At 58.7% G+C, this 17811-nt stretch carries 13 protein-coding genes and 1 pseudogene; 5 read left to right on the top strand and 9 right to left on the bottom strand.

The window, feature by feature from the left end; translation table 11 throughout:
- Positions 1–3: 3 nt before the first annotated feature.
- From ACIP66_RS24215 to fdnG, 3 genes are read right to left on the bottom strand one after another with little or no spacing between them, the layout of a single operon-like run.
- Positions 4–669, bottom strand: coding sequence for a formate dehydrogenase subunit gamma (locus ACIP66_RS24215; RefSeq protein WP_053120000.1), 666 nt, complete (start codon positions 667–669; stop codon positions 4–6).
- Positions 666–1601: a formate dehydrogenase subunit beta gene (gene fdxH, locus ACIP66_RS24210; RefSeq protein WP_400651469.1), complete on the bottom strand. Its 936-nt coding sequence runs from the start codon at positions 1599–1601 to the stop codon at positions 666–668. The genes ACIP66_RS24215 and fdxH overlap by 4 nt, the downstream gene beginning before the upstream one ends.
- Before the next feature lie 14 nt (positions 1602–1615).
- Entirely contained in the window at positions 1616–4681 is a 3066-nt protein-coding gene (gene fdnG, locus ACIP66_RS24205) for a formate dehydrogenase-N subunit alpha (RefSeq protein WP_400651466.1), read from the bottom strand.
- A gap of 288 nt (positions 4682–4969) precedes the next feature.
- Here fdnG and ACIP66_RS24200 point away from each other — a divergent pair, with 288 nt between their 5' ends.
- From ACIP66_RS24200 to ACIP66_RS24185, 4 genes are all read left to right on the top strand, one after another.
- The gene (locus ACIP66_RS24200; RefSeq protein ID WP_400651464.1) at positions 4970–6118 is read left to right on the top strand and encodes a MalY/PatB family protein; all 1149 of its coding nucleotides are present in this window, start codon (positions 4970–4972) and stop codon (positions 6116–6118) included.
- Between the two features lie 181 nt (positions 6119–6299).
- On the top strand, positions 6300–7157 hold the full coding sequence (locus tag ACIP66_RS24195; RefSeq protein WP_053119994.1) for a glucose 1-dehydrogenase: 858 nt from the start codon (positions 6300–6302) through the stop codon (positions 7155–7157).
- Between the two features lie 169 nt (positions 7158–7326).
- Positions 7327–8670, top strand: coding sequence for a cation:proton antiporter (locus tag ACIP66_RS24190; RefSeq protein WP_400651461.1), 1344 nt, complete (start codon positions 7327–7329; stop codon positions 8668–8670).
- A gap of 187 nt (positions 8671–8857) precedes the next feature.
- Positions 8858–9154 (top strand): hypothetical protein, encoded by a 297-nt coding sequence (locus ACIP66_RS24185; RefSeq protein ID WP_053119990.1) that lies wholly within the window; start codon positions 8858–8860, stop codon positions 9152–9154.
- Between the two features lie 253 nt (positions 9155–9407).
- On the opposite strand, the gene ACIP66_RS24180 is transcribed toward ACIP66_RS24185, so the two are convergent.
- The 5 genes and pseudogenes from ACIP66_RS24180 to ACIP66_RS24160 form a co-directional block, all read right to left on the bottom strand.
- Positions 9408–9944, bottom strand: a complete 537-nt coding sequence (locus tag ACIP66_RS24180) for a hypothetical protein (RefSeq protein ID WP_053119988.1) — start codon at positions 9942–9944, stop codon at positions 9408–9410.
- Positions 9945–10018: 74 nt separating this feature from the next.
- Complete coding sequence (locus ACIP66_RS24175) at positions 10019–11938, bottom strand: PAS domain S-box protein (protein ID WP_400651457.1); 1920 nt, start codon at positions 11936–11938, stop codon at positions 10019–10021.
- A 97-nt stretch (positions 11939–12035) separates the two neighbouring features.
- Positions 12036–12563 (bottom strand): annotated as a pseudogene (locus ACIP66_RS24170) (Zeta toxin); the annotation flags it as partial.
- 192 nt (positions 12564–12755) lie between these two features.
- Positions 12756–15023: an ATP-dependent DNA helicase gene (locus tag ACIP66_RS24165; protein WP_400651455.1), complete on the bottom strand. Its 2268-nt coding sequence runs from the start codon at positions 15021–15023 to the stop codon at positions 12756–12758.
- Positions 15020–16672 (bottom strand): VRR-NUC domain-containing protein, encoded by a 1653-nt coding sequence (locus ACIP66_RS24160; protein WP_400651453.1) that lies wholly within the window; start codon positions 16670–16672, stop codon positions 15020–15022. Before ACIP66_RS24160 ends, ACIP66_RS24165 begins: the two co-directional genes overlap by 4 nt.
- Positions 16673–16867: 195 nt before the next feature.
- Here ACIP66_RS24160 and ACIP66_RS24155 point away from each other — a divergent pair, with 195 nt between their 5' ends.
- Positions 16868–17092, top strand: a complete 225-nt coding sequence (locus ACIP66_RS24155; protein WP_053119977.1) for a YgdI/YgdR family lipoprotein — start codon at positions 16868–16870, stop codon at positions 17090–17092.
- Between the two features lie 111 nt (positions 17093–17203).
- Here the strand turns inward: ACIP66_RS24155 and ACIP66_RS24150 are convergent, their stop codons facing one another.
- Positions 17204–17578, bottom strand: a complete 375-nt coding sequence (locus ACIP66_RS24150; RefSeq protein ID WP_400651450.1) for a hypothetical protein — start codon at positions 17576–17578, stop codon at positions 17204–17206.
- Between the last annotated feature and the right edge of the window lie 233 nt (positions 17579–17811).

Genomic DNA, 17811 nt, shown 5'->3' with positions numbered 1-17811 from the left:
AAGTCAGCCCTTTTTGGTGATCGGTCGCTCCGGCACGTCCGGTTGACGCTCGTCGCGGGTGATGTCGCGATACCACAGTTCATGGTGTTTTTTCGCCCAGGCGCGGCTGACCCAACCATGCATCATCGCGTCCACCGAACCCTTGATCCACAGCCCGGCGTAGATGTGAATGATGATGCTCAGCACCAGCACGAACCCGGCGAGCGCGTGCAGAAGCATCGCCCAACGGATCACGGTGATGCCGAAAAACGCACTGAAATACGCGCGCCAGATCACCAGCCCGGTGAACAGCAACCCGAGCATGCACAGCAGTAAAGTCCAGAACAGCAGCTTTTGCCCGGCGTTGTATTTGCCCACCGGCGGTACGCTTTCTTCATCGTTGACCAGTACCCGATCAATGCGGCGCATCCACTTCCAGTCGTTGTCGATAAAGAAGTTCGCGCGCCAGAAACGGAACACCAGACCGAGGAACAGCACGAACATCGCCACACCCATAAACGGATGCAAAATCCGCGTCCATGGCCCGCCGCCAAACAGGTTGCTCAGCCAGAACAGCGACGGATGAAACAACGCCAGTCCGGACAGTCCGGCCATGAAAAACAGGATCGCCACCAGCCAGTGATTGGTGCGCTGGTTGGCGGTGTAACGCAGGATCGTCTTGTTGCTCATGGCCGCTCCTCCCCGCGTGGATCGAAGGTGTGCACCGCCGGGTCGACGACGTGCACCGAAGTGTCGGGCGGTGTTGGATGTTCATCTTCTTCGACGCGGTTCGGGCCGATGCGCACGTAATGGAAGAACCCGGCCAACACCGCCGCGCCCATGGCCAGCAGGCCCAGAGGTTTGCTGATGCCTTTCCACAGACCCACCAACGGACTGATTGCCGGATTCTGCGGCAGGTTGGCGTAGATCGTTGGCGTGTCGGCGTGATGCAACACGTACATCACATGCGTGCCGCCAACGCCTGCCGGGTCATACAAACCGGCGTTTTCGAAACCACGGCTTTTCAGGTCAACGATGCGTTCGGCAGCGTGTTCCTTCATATCCTCCTTGGTACCGAAAACAATGGCCCCGGTCGGGCAGGTTTTTACGCAGGCCGGTTCCAGCCCGACTGCGACCCGATCCGAACACAAGGTGCACTTGTAAGCCTTGTGATCTTTCTGCGAAATGCGCGGAATGTTGAACGGGCAACCGGTGATGCAATAACCGCAGCCGATGCAGTGATCCTGATCGAAATCGACGATGCCGTTAGCGTGCTTGATGATCGCGCCGGGGCTCGGGCACGCCGCCAGACAACCGGGCTCGGCGCAGTGCATGCAGCCGTCCTTGCGGATCAGCCATTCGAGGTTGCCGGCGTCGGTTTCGTGTTCGGTGAAGCGCATCAACGTCCAGGTTTCCGCGCTCAGATCCTGCGGGTTGTCGTAGGTGCCGTGGTTGTGGCCGACCTCGTCGCGCAGCTCGTTCCACTCCGAGCAGGCGACCTGGCAGGCCTTGCAGCCGATGCACTTGGTGGTGTCGATCAGCTTGGCCACCGCCTCCTGATTCCGCACCGACGGCGGCACCGTCGTGGTGGCCGAGCGGGCAATGATGTCTTGGCTGGCCATTTAAAGATTCTCCATCAGAGCTTCTCCACGTTGACCAGGAATGACTTGGATTCCGGGGTCTGTGTGTTGCCATCGCCGAGGAACGGCACCAGGGTGTTGGTCAGGTAACCGTGACGCGTCAGGCCGGTGAAACCCCAGTGCAGCGGGATGCCGATCTGATGCACGACCTGGCCGTTGACCTGCAACGGCCGGATCCTCTTCGTCACCACCGCCACCGCTTCGATAAAGCCGCGCTTGCAACTGACCCGCACGCGATCGCCGGCAGCAATGCCCTTCTCTTTCGCCAACACTTCGCCGATTTCCACGAACTGCTCGGGTTGAGCAATCGCGTTCAACTTGCAGTGCTTGCTCCAGAAGTGGAAATGCTCGGTCAACCGGTAACTGGTGCCGGCGTACGGGAAGTCCTTGGCCTCGCCGAGGGTTTCCCAGACCGAATCGAAGATCCGCGCCGCCGGGTTGCTGGTGGCTTTCTTGTTTTGCGGGTGCAGCGGATTGATGCCGATCGGCGTTTCGAACGGCTCGTAATGCTCGGGGAATGGGCCTTCGTTCATCTTGTCGACGGCGAAGAATCGCGCCACGCCTTCGGGGTTCATGATGAACGGGTTCATCCCGGCTTCTGGTGGCACGTCGGCCTTGTAGTCCGGCACGTCGGTGCCGCCCCAGGCTTTGCCGTTCCACCAGACCAGACGTTTTTTCGGATCCCACGGTTTACCGGAAACATCTGCCGAAGCGCGGTTGTAGAGAATCCGCCGATTGGCCGGCCACGCCCACGCCCAGCCCAAATGCTGGTGCATGCCATACGGATCGGCGTTGTCGCGCCGCGCCATCTGATTGCCGGCCTCGGTCCAGCTACCGGCGAAAATCCAGCAGCCGGATGCGGTGCTGCCGTCATCCTTGAGCAAGCCGAACCCCGACAACTGCGAGCCGGCCTTGACCGCCGCGCCCGTGGCATCGGTGAAGTCAGCCACGGCGCTGCCGTTGATTTCCTTGGCCAGTTCTTCCGGCGAAGGCTCGTCGGGGATCTTGTACGGCCACGTCAGTTTCAACAGCGGATCAGGGAATTTGCCACCCTCGGCCTGATAGCGCTTACGCAGGCGCAGGAACAGTTCGGCCATGATGCGAATGTCGGTCTGCGCTTCGCCCGGGCCATCAGCGCCTTTCCAGTGCCATTGCAACCAGCGGCTGCTGTTGACCAGCGAGCCGTCCTCTTCGGCAAAACACGTGGTCGGCAGGCGAATGACTTCGGTCTGGATCTCCGCGCTTTTCACATCGTTGTACGGCCCGACGTTGTGCCAGAACTCCGAGGTCTCGGTGGCCAGCGGATCCATCACCACCAGCCATTTCAGTTTCGCCAATGCGCCCATCACGCGGTTTTTGTCCGGCAGCGCGGCGATCGGATTGAAGCCCTGGCAGAAGTAGCCGTTGACCTTGCCTTGGCTCATCAGGTCGAACATTTTCAAGACGTCGTAGTTGGGGATGTCGAGTTTCGGCAAATGGTCGTAGCACCAATTGTTTTCGGCGGTGGCGTTGGCGCCGTACCACGACTTCATCAGGCTGACGTGAAATTTGCTGTAGTTCTGCCAGTAAGACAGTTGCCCCGGGCGCAGCGGAACTTGCGTGCGTTTATGGATGAACTGACCGTAGTCCTGCTCGCTGTCGCTGGCCAATGTCAGGTATCCCGGCAGCGCATTGGAGAGCAAGCCAAGATCGGTCAGGCCCTGAATGTTGGAGTGCCCGCGCAAGGCGTTGACGCCGCCGCCGGGCATGCCGACGTTGCCCAGTAGCAATTGCACCATCGCCGCGCTGCGGATGATCTGCGCGCCGATTGAGTGCTGCGTCCAGCCGAGGGCGTAGAGAATCGTCATGGTCTTGCCCGGTATCGAGCAGGTGGCGATTTCGTCCCAGATTTTCTGCATGGCGTCGACCGGCATGCCACAGATCTGGCTGGCGAGGTCGATGTTGTAGCGGCTGTAATGCACCTTCATCAATTGATAGACGCAGCGCGGGTGTTGCAGCGTCGGATCGACTTTGGCAAAGCCATCGTCGCCCATCTCGTAGCCCCAACCGGACTTGTCGGTGTAGCTGCGCTTGGCGACGTCGTAGCCGCTGAAGATACCGTCTTCGAAGCCATAGCCTTCTTTGACGATGAACGAGACGTCGGTGTAATTGCGCACGTACTCGTGCTGGATTTTGTCCTCGGTCAGCAGGTAATTGATCAGCCCGCCCATGAAGGCGATGTCGGTGCCGGTGCGGATCGGCGCGTAATAGTCGGCCACCGAAGCGGTGCGGGTAAAACGCGGATCGACCACAATCAGCCGCGCAGCGTTGTGCGCTTTGGCCTCGGTCACCCATTTGAAGCCGCACGGATGCGCTTCTGCTGCGTTGCCACCCATCACCAGGATCAGATTCGCGTTGGCGATATCAGTCCAGGTATTGGTCATGGCACCACGGCCGTACGTCGGGGCAAGACTTGCCACCGTCGGGCCGTGTCAGACACGCGCCTGGTTATCAAACCCCAGCATGCCGAGACTGCGAATCACCTTCTGGGTGATGTAACCGGCTTCGTTGGACGCCGCCGACGCCGCAAGAAAACCGGTGCTCAGCCAGCGATTCACCGTTTGCCCAGTGGCATTTTGTTCGATGAAGTTGGCGTCGCGGTCGGTCTTCATCAGGTCGACGATGCGATCAAGCGCTTCGTCCCAACTGATCCGCGTCCATTCGCTGCTGCCCGGTTTGCGCGTTTGCGGGTAGAGCAAACGGCCGGGGCTGTGAATGAAGTCGAGAAGGCCTGCGCCTTTCGGGCAGAGGGTGCCGCGGTTGACCGGGTGGTCAGCGTCGCCCTCGATGTGAATGATGTTTTGCGCAACGTTCTTCGCAGCATCGCCCTGGCTGTACATGATCAACCCGCAGCCGACCGAGCAATACGGGCAGGTGTTGCGGGTTTCATGGGTGTGGGCAAGCTTGAAGTGGCGCACCTGCTCGGCGAAGGCCAGCGTCGGGGCCATGCCCAACGCGCCCAGGCTCGAGCCTGCAAGGCCGATACCGGCGACCTTGAAGAACTGACGACGGCTGAGATCCATCGTGCACTCCTGATCAGGTGGAACCCGGTACTTGTGCCGGGTTTTATCTGGACAAACACGGTTGCGGCAAACGTCTGCCGACCTTTTCACTGTAGACAAAGACCATACGTTCTGTGTGAAAACCGACCGTCGGAAGCTGCAGAGCCTTTGTAGGAGCTGCCGAAGGCTGCGATCTTTTGACTTTGCTTGTAAAAAACAAGATCAAAAGATCGCAGCCTTCGGCAGCTCCTACAGGGGTTGAGGGTTTATCATGGCGTCCATGAACAACCCGCCTTCACGAGACCGCGCATGACTTTCGATTTTGATCAGCTATTCGACCGCCACAACACCGGCAGCACCAAGTGGAGCCGCTACCCGGCCGACGTGTTGCCGATGTGGGTTGCTGACATGGATTTCGCCGCGCCGCCGGTAGTCATCGAGGCGCTGCAACAGCGCTTGTTGCACCCGCTGGTGGGTTACACCGTTGCTCAGGACAGCCTGCGCGAAGCCATCGTCGCCGACCTCTGGGCCAAGTTCGCCTGGAAGGTCGAACCGCAAGAGCTGATCTTCCTGCCGGGCGTTGAATCCGGTTTCAACATGGCGTTGAAAGCGCTGGTGCAGCCGCAGCAGAACGTTGTGGTGCAAGTGCCGAACTACCCGCCGCTGCGCCATGCGCCGGGGCATTGGGGGTTGAACAAGGTCGAGCTGGAATTCAATGCGCAGGCGGACGGCACCTACTTGACGCCGCTGGACGTATTGCGTGATTCGCTAAACGGTGGTGGCGCTCTATTGCTGAGCAACCCGCACAACCCACTGGGCAAAGTGTTCGGCCGCGAAGAGCTGCAAGCCGTGGCCGATATTTGCGTGGCGCAGGACGCGTGGATCATCTCCGATGAGATTCACGCCGAACTGTGCTTCGACGGTCGCGTACACATTCCGACCGCCTCGCTGAGTCCGGAAATCGCCCAACGCACCATCACTCTGATGTCGGCGAGCAAGGCTTACAACATCGCCGGCCTGAAGACCTCGTTCATGATCATTCAAGATGCCGCCCTGCGCGAACGCGTCAACCACGCCCGCTGCGGCATGGTCGACAGCGTCAATCCGTTGGGCATGGAAGCGACCCGCGTGGCGTACAGCGAAGGCGCGCCGTGGCTGGCCGAGCTGAAAACCTATCTGCAGGCCAACCGTGATTATCTGGTAGATGCGGTGCGCAGCCGTTTGCCGGGCGTGACGATTAATGTGCCGCAAGGGACTTATCTGGCGTGGCTGGATTGCTCGGCGCTGGATCTGGCCAACCCGCAGCAGTTCTTCCTTGAGCAAGGCAAGGTTGGCCTCAGTGCCGGTCTGGATTTCGGCGATCAGCACCGACAGTTCGTACGCCTGAACTTCGGCTGCCCACGCTCGATGCTGGAAGAAGGCATTGCGCGGATGGAGCGTGCTTTGGCTAACCGCTGACACCATTCCCCTGTAGGAGCTGCCGCAGGCTGCGATCTTTTGATCTGGTTTTTTAAGATCAAGATCAAAAGATCGCAGCCTGCGGCAGCTCCTACAGGGGGGGTATGGAAATCCGATCGAACTCACGGCAAACACCCCGGGTCAACCACCCATACCTGCCATGAGACCTCGGAGACCCGCGATGACCGACTATCCAAAACCTCCCTTTGCCAAACAAGCCCAAGCCGTCCCCGGTTCGCAAAGCAAAATGCAGCCCTACCCCGATTGTGGCGAGCAAAGCTACGTCGGCTCTGGACGCCTGGCCGGCAAAATTGCCCTGATCACTGGCGCCGACAGCGGCATCGGTCGCGCCGTAGCGATTGCCTTTGCCCGTGAAGGCGCAGACGTTGCGGTCGCTTATCTGAACGAACACGAAGACGCCAAGGAAACCGCACGCTGGGTCGAACAGGCTGGGCGTCAGTGCCTCTTGCTGCCGGGCGATCTCGCGCAGAAATCCCACTGCCAGGCCTTGGTCGATAAAACCGTCGAACGCTTCGGCCGCATCGATGTGTTGGTCAACAACGCTGCGTTTCAGATGACCCACGAAACCTTCGAGGAAATCCCCGATGAAGAATGGGTGATGACCTTTGACGTGAATATCACGGCGATTTTCCGCCTGTGCCAAGCGGCGCTCAAACACATGCGCGCCGGCTCGTCGATCATCAATACCAGCTCGATCAACTCGGACATGCCCAAACCCAGCCTGCTCGCTTATGCCACCACCAAAGGCGCGATTGCCAATTTCACCGGCGGTCTGGCGCAGATGCTCGGGCCGCAGGAAATTCGCGTGAACTGCGTGGCGCCGGGGCCGATCTGGACGCCGCTGATTGTCTCGACCATGCCCGACGAAGAAGTGCAGAACTTCGGCGCGCAAACCCCGCTTGGTCGCCCAGGTCAACCGGTCGAAGTGGCGCCTATTTATGTGCTGCTGGCCTCGGATGAAGCCAGTTACATCACCGGTCAGCGCTACGGCGTGACCGGCGGCAAACCGATGCTCTGAAACCCTGTGGCCTTTCGTCACTGTAGGAGCTGCCGCAGGCTGCGATCTTTTGCTTGTGTTTTTCAAGATCAAAAGATCGCAGCCTGCGGCAGCTCCTACAGTGATATGGCAGCTACCAAAAAAATGCGGTGCGATTGCCGTCATATGGAACATTCGGAGGCGGCACAACATGAGTTTTATTGTGTGGGTCGCGGTGCTCGGCGCCGTGTTGTTGACCCTGGCACTGACCTCGTCGTACCTGCGCTGGATGCCGGTCACGACGTCAGCGGTTTGCTTGCTGCTGGGCATCGCCATCGGCCCCAGTGGCTTGGGCCTGCTGAAACTGCCCCTAGAAGAAACCTCGCTGTGGATGGAGCACCTGACGGAAGTTGCGGTGCTCTTTTCGCTGTTTGTCTGCGGGTTGAAATTGCGATTGCCGCTGCGTGACAAGCGTTGGCGAATCGCTTTTGGACTGGCCGGGCCGGTGATGGTGGTGACCATCATCGGGGTTTGTCTGCTGTTGCATTGGGCGCTGCAATTGCCGTGGGGGCCGTCGCTGCTGATTGGCGCGATCCTGGCGCCGACCGACCCGGTGCTGGCGGCGCTGGTGCAAGTCAACGATGCGCGGGACGTCGATAGCGTGCGCTACGGCCTGTCCGGTGAGGCGGGTTTGAATGACGGGATCGCGTTCCCGTTTGTGATTCTCGGACTGCTGTTGATCCATGGCGAAGGCACCTCCGCCGAGTGGCAGGGTTGGGTCTTGCGCAATGTGCTGTGGGCCGTGCCCGCGGGACTTTTGACCGGTTATTGGATGGGGCGCGGTATCGGACGCGTTACGTTGTCGCTGCGCATCCGTAATGACGACAGCACCTTGAGCCCTAATGATTACCTCGCGCTAGCGCTGATCGCCCTCGCCTACGTGGTGGCGGAAGCCATCGGCGGCTACGGCTTTCTGTCGGTGTTCGCAGCGGGCCTGGGCCTGCGCCAGATCGAAGTGAAATCCACCGGTGCCGGTCAGCCGCCCGCCGAGCATCTGGTGCAACCGGTGGTGGGCCACCAGAACATCGAGCCGCAGTACGCGGTGCATGGCGATACCGAGCGGCTGGAAAGCAGCCAGGTGGCTGCCGGGATCATGATGGGCGACATGCTTTCGTTTGGCGGTCTGGTCGAACGGGCCATGGAAGTGTTTTTGGTGACTCTGCTCGGCGTCGTGTTGATCGCCCATTGGGACTGGCGGGCATTACTGGTCGGTGCCGTGTTGTTTTGTGTGATCCGTCCGGCCTGTGTGGCTTTGATGCCCTGGGGATCGTTGCTTGAAGGCAGGCAACGATTGTTGATCGGCTGGTTTGGCATCCGCGGGATCGGCAGTCTGTTTTATCTGTTTTATGCGCTGAACCATGGGCTGACGGATTCGGTGGCGACGCTGTGCACGGATCTCACGCTGTCGGTGGTCGCGCTGAGCATTCTGCTACACGGCATCAGTACGCAACCGATCCTGGCGCGCTACGAACAGCGGAAAAAACAAAAAAGCTGATTTTTCCTTACAGGTTTTCCATGAAGATCCATCGAATATTCTTTTTAAAAAAAATGGATCCCTGCCCGATTGTCGACAGTCACAAGCATAACCCCCCGCCGGATGAGTCCGACGGGGCCCGGCAGGTTCGGTTCCCCTGCGGCTTGAGGGCCTGAGAAAAGGAACCCCGAAGAATAAGGTTACGGTCATGAAAGAATGCTCGACTCCTGCGCAAATCAAGGCTTGCAGAGCACTGGCTCTGGAACGCAATCGTCAACTCTTCGAAAACGCCCACGCGCTCAATCGAGCGGCGAACGCGTTGCTGGAAGTGGAAAATATGGATTTCGAACAGTTTGAGCACTATCGAGCCTTGCGCAAGAAAGCCGATTTTATGTTTGAAGACGCGATTGATCATCTGTGCGTGCTGAACGAGGACTTCCCGCCGATTCCGATGTCTTCGCAGAATTCGGCGGGGTTGCGTCGGGAGCTTGAGACGGTGGCTTGAGGCTGTAGATCAAAAGCCCCTCACCCTAGCCCTCTCCCGGAGGGAGAGGGGACTGACCGCAGTGTTTGTTCGAGATACGCCGGCCTGAAATATCCGGTCGAACTCATGTTTGAACACAGCAGAGATCTGCTCCCTTCCCCCTCTACCCCTTGGGGGAGAGGGCTGGGGTGAGGGGAATCGATTTAGAGCACACCGCAGATTGATTGCGAAATATGAAAAGCCCGGCCATTTCAGTCGGGCTTTTTGCTATGCATCATCCCCCAGGATTAGTCACCTGAATAAACACCGCATAACTCCCCAACACTATCCAGAACACCGCAAAAATCCACGGCGTACGCACCGAAAACAGCAGCGACTTTCGGTACCCCTTGTGAGTCGACTCCATCTCACTGAACAGCGGCGACTCGTCATACGCCAAGCCCATCACCGGTTCACTGTGCAGCAAATGACTCTGCTTGAAGTGCCAGTGATCAATAATGTCGTACGCCGCCCGAATCCCTGGCCAGGCGTTGAGCGAGCTAAGCAGCCCGAGCAATGCCAGAAACGGTGGCACCACCAAGGTGAACAACTTGCCCCACTCCGGGTTGAGATTAGCCATGCACGAAGCAAAAGCGATCACCAGAAACGATTGCGCCGCCAGATAAGCGTCAGTTCGGTTGGCCAGAATGCTGGTTTCGTATTGTATTTCCCGACGGTAAAAATCCAGCCGCTCCTTGGGCGAGCCAAACATTTTTGCGTCGTGTTCGGTGAGGGTTTCTTCAGCAGTTGGATGAGTCAGTATGCGAGACAAGGACGCACGCTCCGGAGTGGAAAACAGTTAGAAGAACTCCACAGCGGACAAGTTCAGGCGGATCTCCCGACGGGTCATTTCATTGATTGGGCAATGACCTCCAGCAGATTGAGTTGCGTGAACGGTTTCGGCAAACGCGGCAGTTGTGCCGCAAAACCCTCCAGACGCTCGGCGTAACCGGTGGCCAGGATGATCGGCAGATCCGGTTTCAACAACCGAACGGCGTGTGCCAGTTGCGCGCCGCTCATGTGCGGCATGGCCATGTCAGTGATCATCAGATCGATCACTTCACCCTGATCGAACAGGCTCAACGCCTGAGTACCGGAGGTGACGCTCAGCACCCGGTGGCCGAGGTCTTCGAGCAGCAACACCGTGCTGGTCAGTACCAGACTGTCGTCGTCCACCACCAATACGCTCAAGCGTGGCACTGAACTGACGGGTTCAATGACCGTCGGCGGACTGGCAATGTCCGCATGGGTCGCCACTGGCAACCAGAGTTCAGCCGTGGTGCCCTGCCCCGGGTCGCTTTTAAGAACGAAACGCCCGCCCAGTTGCTCAATAAAGCCATGCACCATCGACAAGCCCAGCCCGGTGCCCTTGCCCAGGCCTTTGGTGGTGAAGAACGGATCCTTGGCCGATGCCAGGGTGTTGGCATCCATGCCGGCGCCCGTGTCGGTGAGGCTCAGGCACACGTAGTAACCGGCCGCCAACGCATGCTGAGCTTGTTCCAGCACCACTTCGTGTTCAGCTTTGATAATGACGCTACCGCCGTCGGGCATGGCATCCCGGGCATTGGTCGCCAGATTGAGGATCGCCAGTTCCAGCTGATTGGTGTCAGCCAATACGCGATCAAGTTCGAGAGGGAAACGTGTCTCGATTTTGATGTTCGGCCCCAAGGAACTGCGCAGCAGCCCGGTGATGCCTTGCACCAGTTGCGGAATATCGACCGCCTCGGTCTTGAGTTCCTGACGACGAGCGAACGCCAGCATGCGCTGGGTCAGCGACACGCCGCGCAGTGCGCCCTGGGTGGCGTTTTCCAGCAACCGGGTGAGTTTCGGATCATCGCCAATGCGCTTCTGGACGATCTCGAGGTTGCCGAGAATCACCGTCAGCAGGTTATTGAAGTCATGAGCGATGCCGCCACTGAGTTGGCCGATGGCCTGCATCTTCTGCGCCTGGAACAAGGCTTCGCGGGTTTTTTCCAGATCCTGCTGGGCTTTATGGGCTTCGGTGACATCACGGGTGATCTTGGCAAAGCCGAGCAGCGTGCCGGTTTCACCGCGAATGGCATCGACCACCACGTGCGCGAGAAACCGCGTGCCGTCCTTGCGTACCCGCCAGCTACGGTTTTCGAAGCGACCTTCATGGGTGGCAATCGCCAACGCCCGTTGTGGTTCGCCGGCCGCACGGTCTTCTGGCGTATAAAAAACCGAAAAATGCTGACCGATGATTTCTTCAGGCAGATAGCCTTTAATCCGCTGTGCACCCTGGTTCCAGTTGCTGACCCGACCTTCGGGGCTGAGCATGTAGATTGCGTAATCGGTCACGCCCTGCACCAGCATGCGGAACTGCTGTTCGCTGCGACGGAGGGTTTCCTCGGCCATCTTGCGGTCGGTCAGGTCGCGGGTGATTTTGGCGAACCCCAGCAGCTGGCCATTGGGGTCGATTATCGGATCGATCACCACGTGCGACCAGAAATTGGTGCCATCCTTGCGTACCCGCCAACCTTCGCCCTCAAAGCGCCCTTCACGAATCGCCGTGTCGAGCGCCCGCTGCGGCAACCCGGCGGCGCGGTCGTCGGCGGTATAGAAGCGGGAAAAGTGCTCACCGAGAATCTCGGCTTCTTCGTAGCCCTTGAAACGTTTGGCGCCGGAGTTCCAGCTGGTGATGATGCCGTCCGGGTCGATCATGTAGATCGCGTAGTCGACCACTGCATCGATCAAAAGCCTGAAACGCATTTCTTCGATCGCAGCGGTCTTGGTGTTTTTGATCATCAGGTACGACTCAAGCACATCTGGTATTGGAGGAGTATGCGTCAAACCGGCGGTTTGGGAAGCGCATGTCGGTTAAACCTCGCAAGGATTTGGTCATTCAACGCTGCACGTACTTGAGAATGCGTGAATAGAGCGCGTCGTACACATAGTCAGGGATCTGCTCGGCGTATTGCCGGGTCTGCAGCAGCATCCGGTGGCAAGCCTTTATAAATTCGTCGCGTTCCATATTGCCACTGATTGAAGCACTGCTGATGCGCTGGTACTCCGCATAGCTATAGGGCTCATTCGGCGTGGTCACGTTCAGTACGCCCTGCTCGTCCCTGCTGTAAAGGCTGCGTGCACGCAACACGCGATCTTGCAGAGCCCCCATTCCACGTTCGTATAAAAGGATTTGCGAGCCATCCGACAATTTTGCCGCTGCCTCAAGTGCAAACACTACTGCATGCGCCGTTGCCAGACTGGCTTTGAGTTCCGAGGGCCGGACAAATCGTTCGACTTCCTGCGTTTCCAGGCTTTTGAAGGCCCGTTTGAATCCGGACAGAAATGCAAAAGGCTGATTGCACGCGACGATGTGCACCTCCAGTTGATATCCCGCGTTGACGGCGATGGCAGGCAGTGCTGCAAAGTCGGTAGGGGTAGATGGCGTTAATGGTCATGGGTCGATGTCCTTATCGATAATGGGCTGAACCGCTTGAGCGGTCTTATCAATAAAGTCTGCTTTTGCGAAACCATCAAACACGGCTTCAATACGGGATATGTCACTGCTTTTAAAAGGAAAAACTTCCTACAGCGCTATCAGAAACGGCCTCCAAAACAATCAGCCAGGCGAATGCTGTAGTGCCCACCATTTCGGCAGTAGCTGCTTGATCCGGCTCTCGGCAAAACGGTCGTCGATCAACATCACCATACCGCGATCCTGGCGAGTGCGGATCACCCGGCCTGCCGCCTGCACCACCTTCTGCACCCCCGGGAACAGATAGGTGTAGTCATAACCGGCGCCGAAAATCGCTGCCATGCGCAGTTTCAACTGTTCGTTGACCGGGTTGAGCTGCGCCAGCCCCAGCGTCGCAATGAACGCACCGATTAACCGCGCGCCCGGCAGGTCGATGCCCTCACCAAATGCTCCACCCAACACCGCAAAACCAACGCCTTGGCTGTCTGCTGTGAACTGATCAAGAAACGCCTGCCGCTGCCCTTCGGCCATGCCCCGCGATTGCTGCCACAGGGTGATCTGCGGGTGCCGTTCGGCGAGCAAGGTTGCCACTTGTTGCAGATAATCGAAGCTGCTGAAAAATGCCAGATAGTTACCCGGGCGCTCGCTGAACTGCCGCGCGATCAGTTCGACGATGGGTTCCAGCGACGCCTGCCGGTGATTGAAACGGGTCGAGATGCGACTGATGATCTGCACCTGCAATTGCTCGGCGCTGAACGGTGATTCAACGTCGATCCACACCGTATCGGCCGGCGTGCCAAGCAGGTCGGCGTAATAACGCCGTGGGCTGAGGGTCGCGGAGAACAACACGCTGCTGCGCGCAGACTTCAGGCGCGGGCCAATGAACGCAGCAGGCACCACGTTGCGCAAACACAGCTGTGACAGCGGCCGTTTGCGGTCGAGGTCGCGCTTGCTGATGTCGAACAGGTAATGCTCGTCGTATAGCTCCGCCACTCGGCCAAACTGCAGTAAATCGAAATAGAAGTTCTGCAACGCGCTGTCGAGCCCTTGCGGGTGATCGTTGAGGTAATCACCAATCGCCGCGCAACACAGGGAGATCGCTTGCAGCAATTTTTCCGGGGCTTTGTCGTAGGCCTGATACGCCGCCAGTTGCGGCGCATGCAGCGCGTTCCATTCACGGTTGACCCTTTGCAGTGATTTTTTCAGCGCTTCGGGGGCGGTTTTGCGCACGCTGCCCAAGACGAATTGATCGAGACTGGCGCTGTACATCTGCCGGCCACGCTCGACCAGGTTGTGCGCCTCATCAGCCAATACCGCGACTTTCCATTGATTGAGCTGGGCGAGACCGAACAGCAGCGCGCTGAAGTCGAAGTAATAGTTGTAGTCGGCGACGACCACGTCCACCCAGCGGGCCATTTCCTGGCTCAAGTAATACGGGCATACCGAATGTTGCGCGGCGACTTCACGCATGGCGGCTTGATCAAGCAGATTGATGCGGCTGGCGGCTTCACGCGCGGCGGGCAGACGATCATAAAAGCCTTGCGCCAACGGGCAGGATTCGCCATGACAGGCTTTGTCCGGGTGTTCGCAAGCCTTGTCCCGGGCAACCATTTCCAGCACACGCAACGGCAACGTCGGCGATTGATCAAACAACACCTGACTGGCGTCCAGCGCGAGTTTGCGCCCGGGGGTTTTAGCGGTGAGGAAGAACACTTTGTCCAGTTGCTGCGGCGCCAGCGCCTTGAGCATCGGGAACAACGTACCGAGGGTTTTGCCAATGCCAGTGGGGGCTTGGGCCATCAGGCAACGACCGGTGCTGATAGCCTTGAACACCGATTCGGCCAGATGCCGTTGACCTGGACGAAAATCCGCATGGGGAAAGCGCAACTGCTGCGCCGCCAGATTGCGCGCCTCGCGGTGCGCCATTTCCTGCTCAGCCCAGTACAGAAACAAGCGGCATTGCTGCTCAAAGAACTCGCGCAAGGTGTCGACGCTGAACGCCTCAACCAGACAGGTTTCCTTTTCGCTGACGATGTCGAAATACACCAGCGCCAGATTGATCTTCTGCAAATCCAGTTTGCGGCACATCAACCATCCGTAGATTTTCGCCTGCGCCCAGTGCAACTGGCGGTGATTGGCCGGTTGTTTACTCAGGTCGCCACGGTAAGTTTTGACTTCTTCGAGACAGTTCTGCGCCGGGTCGTAGCCGTCCGCCCTGCCCTTGACCTTCAACTGCAGGAATTCGCCTTCCAGCGCCACTTCACTTTGGTAATTGTCGCTGCGCCGCGAGGCTACGGTGCGGTGGCCGGCGATGCCTTCCAGCGCGGTGGGTGACGGCGTGAAGCGCAAGTCGAGGTCGCCGGTCTTGGCGGTGAACTCGCACAGTGCCCGCACGGCAATGCTGTAGCTCAAGCGCTCTGCTCCGCCCATTGCACGTAACACACGGCAACCGGCATCTGGTGCTGGTGGCAGAACTCCAGCCAGCGCAACTGGTTGTCCTGCAAGCGGTCTCCGGGGCCTTTGACTTCAATCATTCGATAGGTTTTGTGCTGCGGCCAGAACTGGATCAGGTCGGGCATGCCGGCGCGATTGGCCTTGATGTCGAGCAGCAAACGGTTGAACCAGTGTTTGAGGTGCTCGGCGGGCAAACAGGCCAGCGCCTGTTCCAGCAAGTCTTCATTCAGCGCACCCCAGAACACGAACGGTGACTGTACGCCCCATTTATCCACGAACCGTTGACGAATGGTGTCGGCATAACGGCCATCATCGAGCTCGGCGAAGCAGGCCTGGAACAGTTCGGTGCGACGTTGCTGGAAATCTTCATTGAGCAGATCGACCGGGCCGCGCTGGAACGGGTGAAAAAACGCCCCGGGCAACGGCGCGAAAATCGCCGGCCAGCAGAGCAAGCCGAACAGCGAGTTGATCAGGCTGTTCTCGACGTAATGCACCGGGCCCTCGTCGTCGTGCAGATGCGCCTGCACGTAAAACTCCACCGACAGCGCCGGATCGTTGCGTGGCAGGTGCAAATCCAGACGCTCCACGGGTTTTGCCGTTGCGCGCTTGAGCGGCGGGCCGCCGAGTTTGCGTCGCAACCTCGGCATGATGCGTTGCAGACCTTGCTGCTCAGCGGCGCTTTCCGGGGCTTGTTCGGCCAATAACGCCAACTCCAGCGCCAGCGCGTATTCGGCGCTGCGCTCCAGCACGCGGATCATCCGCAGCCGCGCACCGGGATAGGCGCAGTCTCGGTAGATACTCAGGGCCAAGGCAAACTCGGTGATGCGCTCACAGTACTGACCTATCTGAAACAGCACTTTGCCGCGCCGCCGCTGCAACCACGGGTTGTCGAAGTGCAGCGCGCTGACCTGTTCAAAGATGGTTTCCAGCGGCTCACCGGCTTCGAAACGCAACTGGCAATTGTGCAGGAACAGGCAGGCGTCGACGTCCGCGCGGCTGCGCAGGCCTAGGGAATCGGCGCAGAATTCGACTTTTTCGTAAGTAAAGATGCCGAGATCAGCAAGGACGAATTCTGACCAATCCTGATAGAGGTTGCCGAAGAACATCAGACGCAGGCGATCGCACAGATCCATGATGGTCAGGCTGAACAGGCGATCATTCAGAGACGGCGCCCAGTCGCAGAGGGTTCGCGGCGTATCGAACTGTTCTGCCAGCAAAGGCAGCCATTCATCCTTGCGGCCCTTGGGTCGATCAATAAAGTCACCGAAAGCCTGCAGGATTTCAGCCTTGAGCAACACATCAAAGAGCTCTGCGATCGCCAACGGTGACTGCTCGTCAAGCCATCCGCGCGCCAATAACGGCTGTGCGGCTGCAGCGATGTCGCCGATTTCGGCGTAAGTCAGTTTTCCCGCACGAAAATGAATGCCCTTGCGCATCACCATCCGCACCAGCAGACCCTGCGACGCTCGCGGCAGCGCATTGAAGTCGCGGATAAAGGCGTGCTCCGCTTCGCTCATCACATCGGCATAGCGAAGCTCAAGCCAATCAAGCACTTGCCGGAAGTTGTTGAGGTAATAGAACGGATCGTCGAGGGGATTGGCAGTCACGGGAATTCAGGGCCATGGCGAGCGAGTACTGGTTATGCGTACAGATACCAGCTCAGCCCTGCCCGGTGCAAACGGAAAAAGATCAATGGCATTTTTTATCGGTGAACATCGAACTTTTCACGGTGCCATGACACCAACCGCGTTAGAACACTGACAATGATCGGTACTACATCGCATGAGGAGTTTGAGGTGGCTATGAACATCAAGACGCTGGGCCTTCCATTGGCGGTTGCCGCCCTGTTGGCATTGGGCGGTTGCTCGACCCAGACCGTGGTCACGTTGCAGAACGGCACCCAGTATTTGACCAAGGACATGCCGAAGACCGAAACCAAAGACGGCTTTTATGAATTCGAAGATATTTCCGGGGCGAAAGTGAAAGTGCGCGCCGATGAAGTGGCGACCGTGCGCAAGGAAGACTAACACTCTCGTTTCCACGCTCGGCATGGGAATGCCGCAACGGACGCTCCGCGTTCGGCTCTGGAAGGGAGAGCGTCCCGGGATGCATTCCCACGCAGAGCGTGGGAACGATCATTACTCGGGAGTTGCCATGCCGGGGATGCTGTTGTCGCAACTCATGTACGTCCCGCCGCGCTTGACCACTTCGCCCTGCAAACGCTGGCAACGCTGCAGATCCTGTTGCGCCATGCGGTCGATGCTCAGATTGCCGGTGGTTGGCGGCTGCTTGCCGTCACCCAGACGGATCGTCACGAACGGTTGTTCGGGCTGGATCTGAAAGCGGCTTTTTTCTTCGACCGGTTTGTCCTCGGCAGTCTTTACCGGGTTCGGCAGTTGGTCGGTGGTGACGCCGTAGCGGCTCAGAATCGAGCTTTGAGGCAGATCGGCGCAGACGTTGGCCGAACACAGCGCCAGCCCGACGAAACCGATATACCCCTTGAAACCTTTCACGTTTGAATCTCCTGTACTCAATGGCGGCTAGCTAAAGAACGTGTGTGCACGTGCTGGCTTTAGGCCGCATTTCCTGTTTTTGCAGGGGTTTGAGTCATGGGGTGGCCTACAAGTCACTTCCGATACCGCGTTATCGTTCTTCGCGAGCAAGCCCGCTTGTATGGTAGGACTCGAAGGGGTGGGTGGGACCAAAAGCCAGCTTCTGACTGTTAGCCCAGTACAGACTGTGGGAG

This window comes from Pseudomonas sp. NPDC088429 (genome assembly GCF_044753305.1).
In the GTDB taxonomy this organism is placed as follows: Bacteria; Pseudomonadota; Gammaproteobacteria; order Pseudomonadales; family Pseudomonadaceae; genus Aquipseudomonas; species Aquipseudomonas rustica.
Note: the sequence above shows the minus strand (reverse complement) of the source record. Positions and strands in the feature narration are given on the sequence as shown.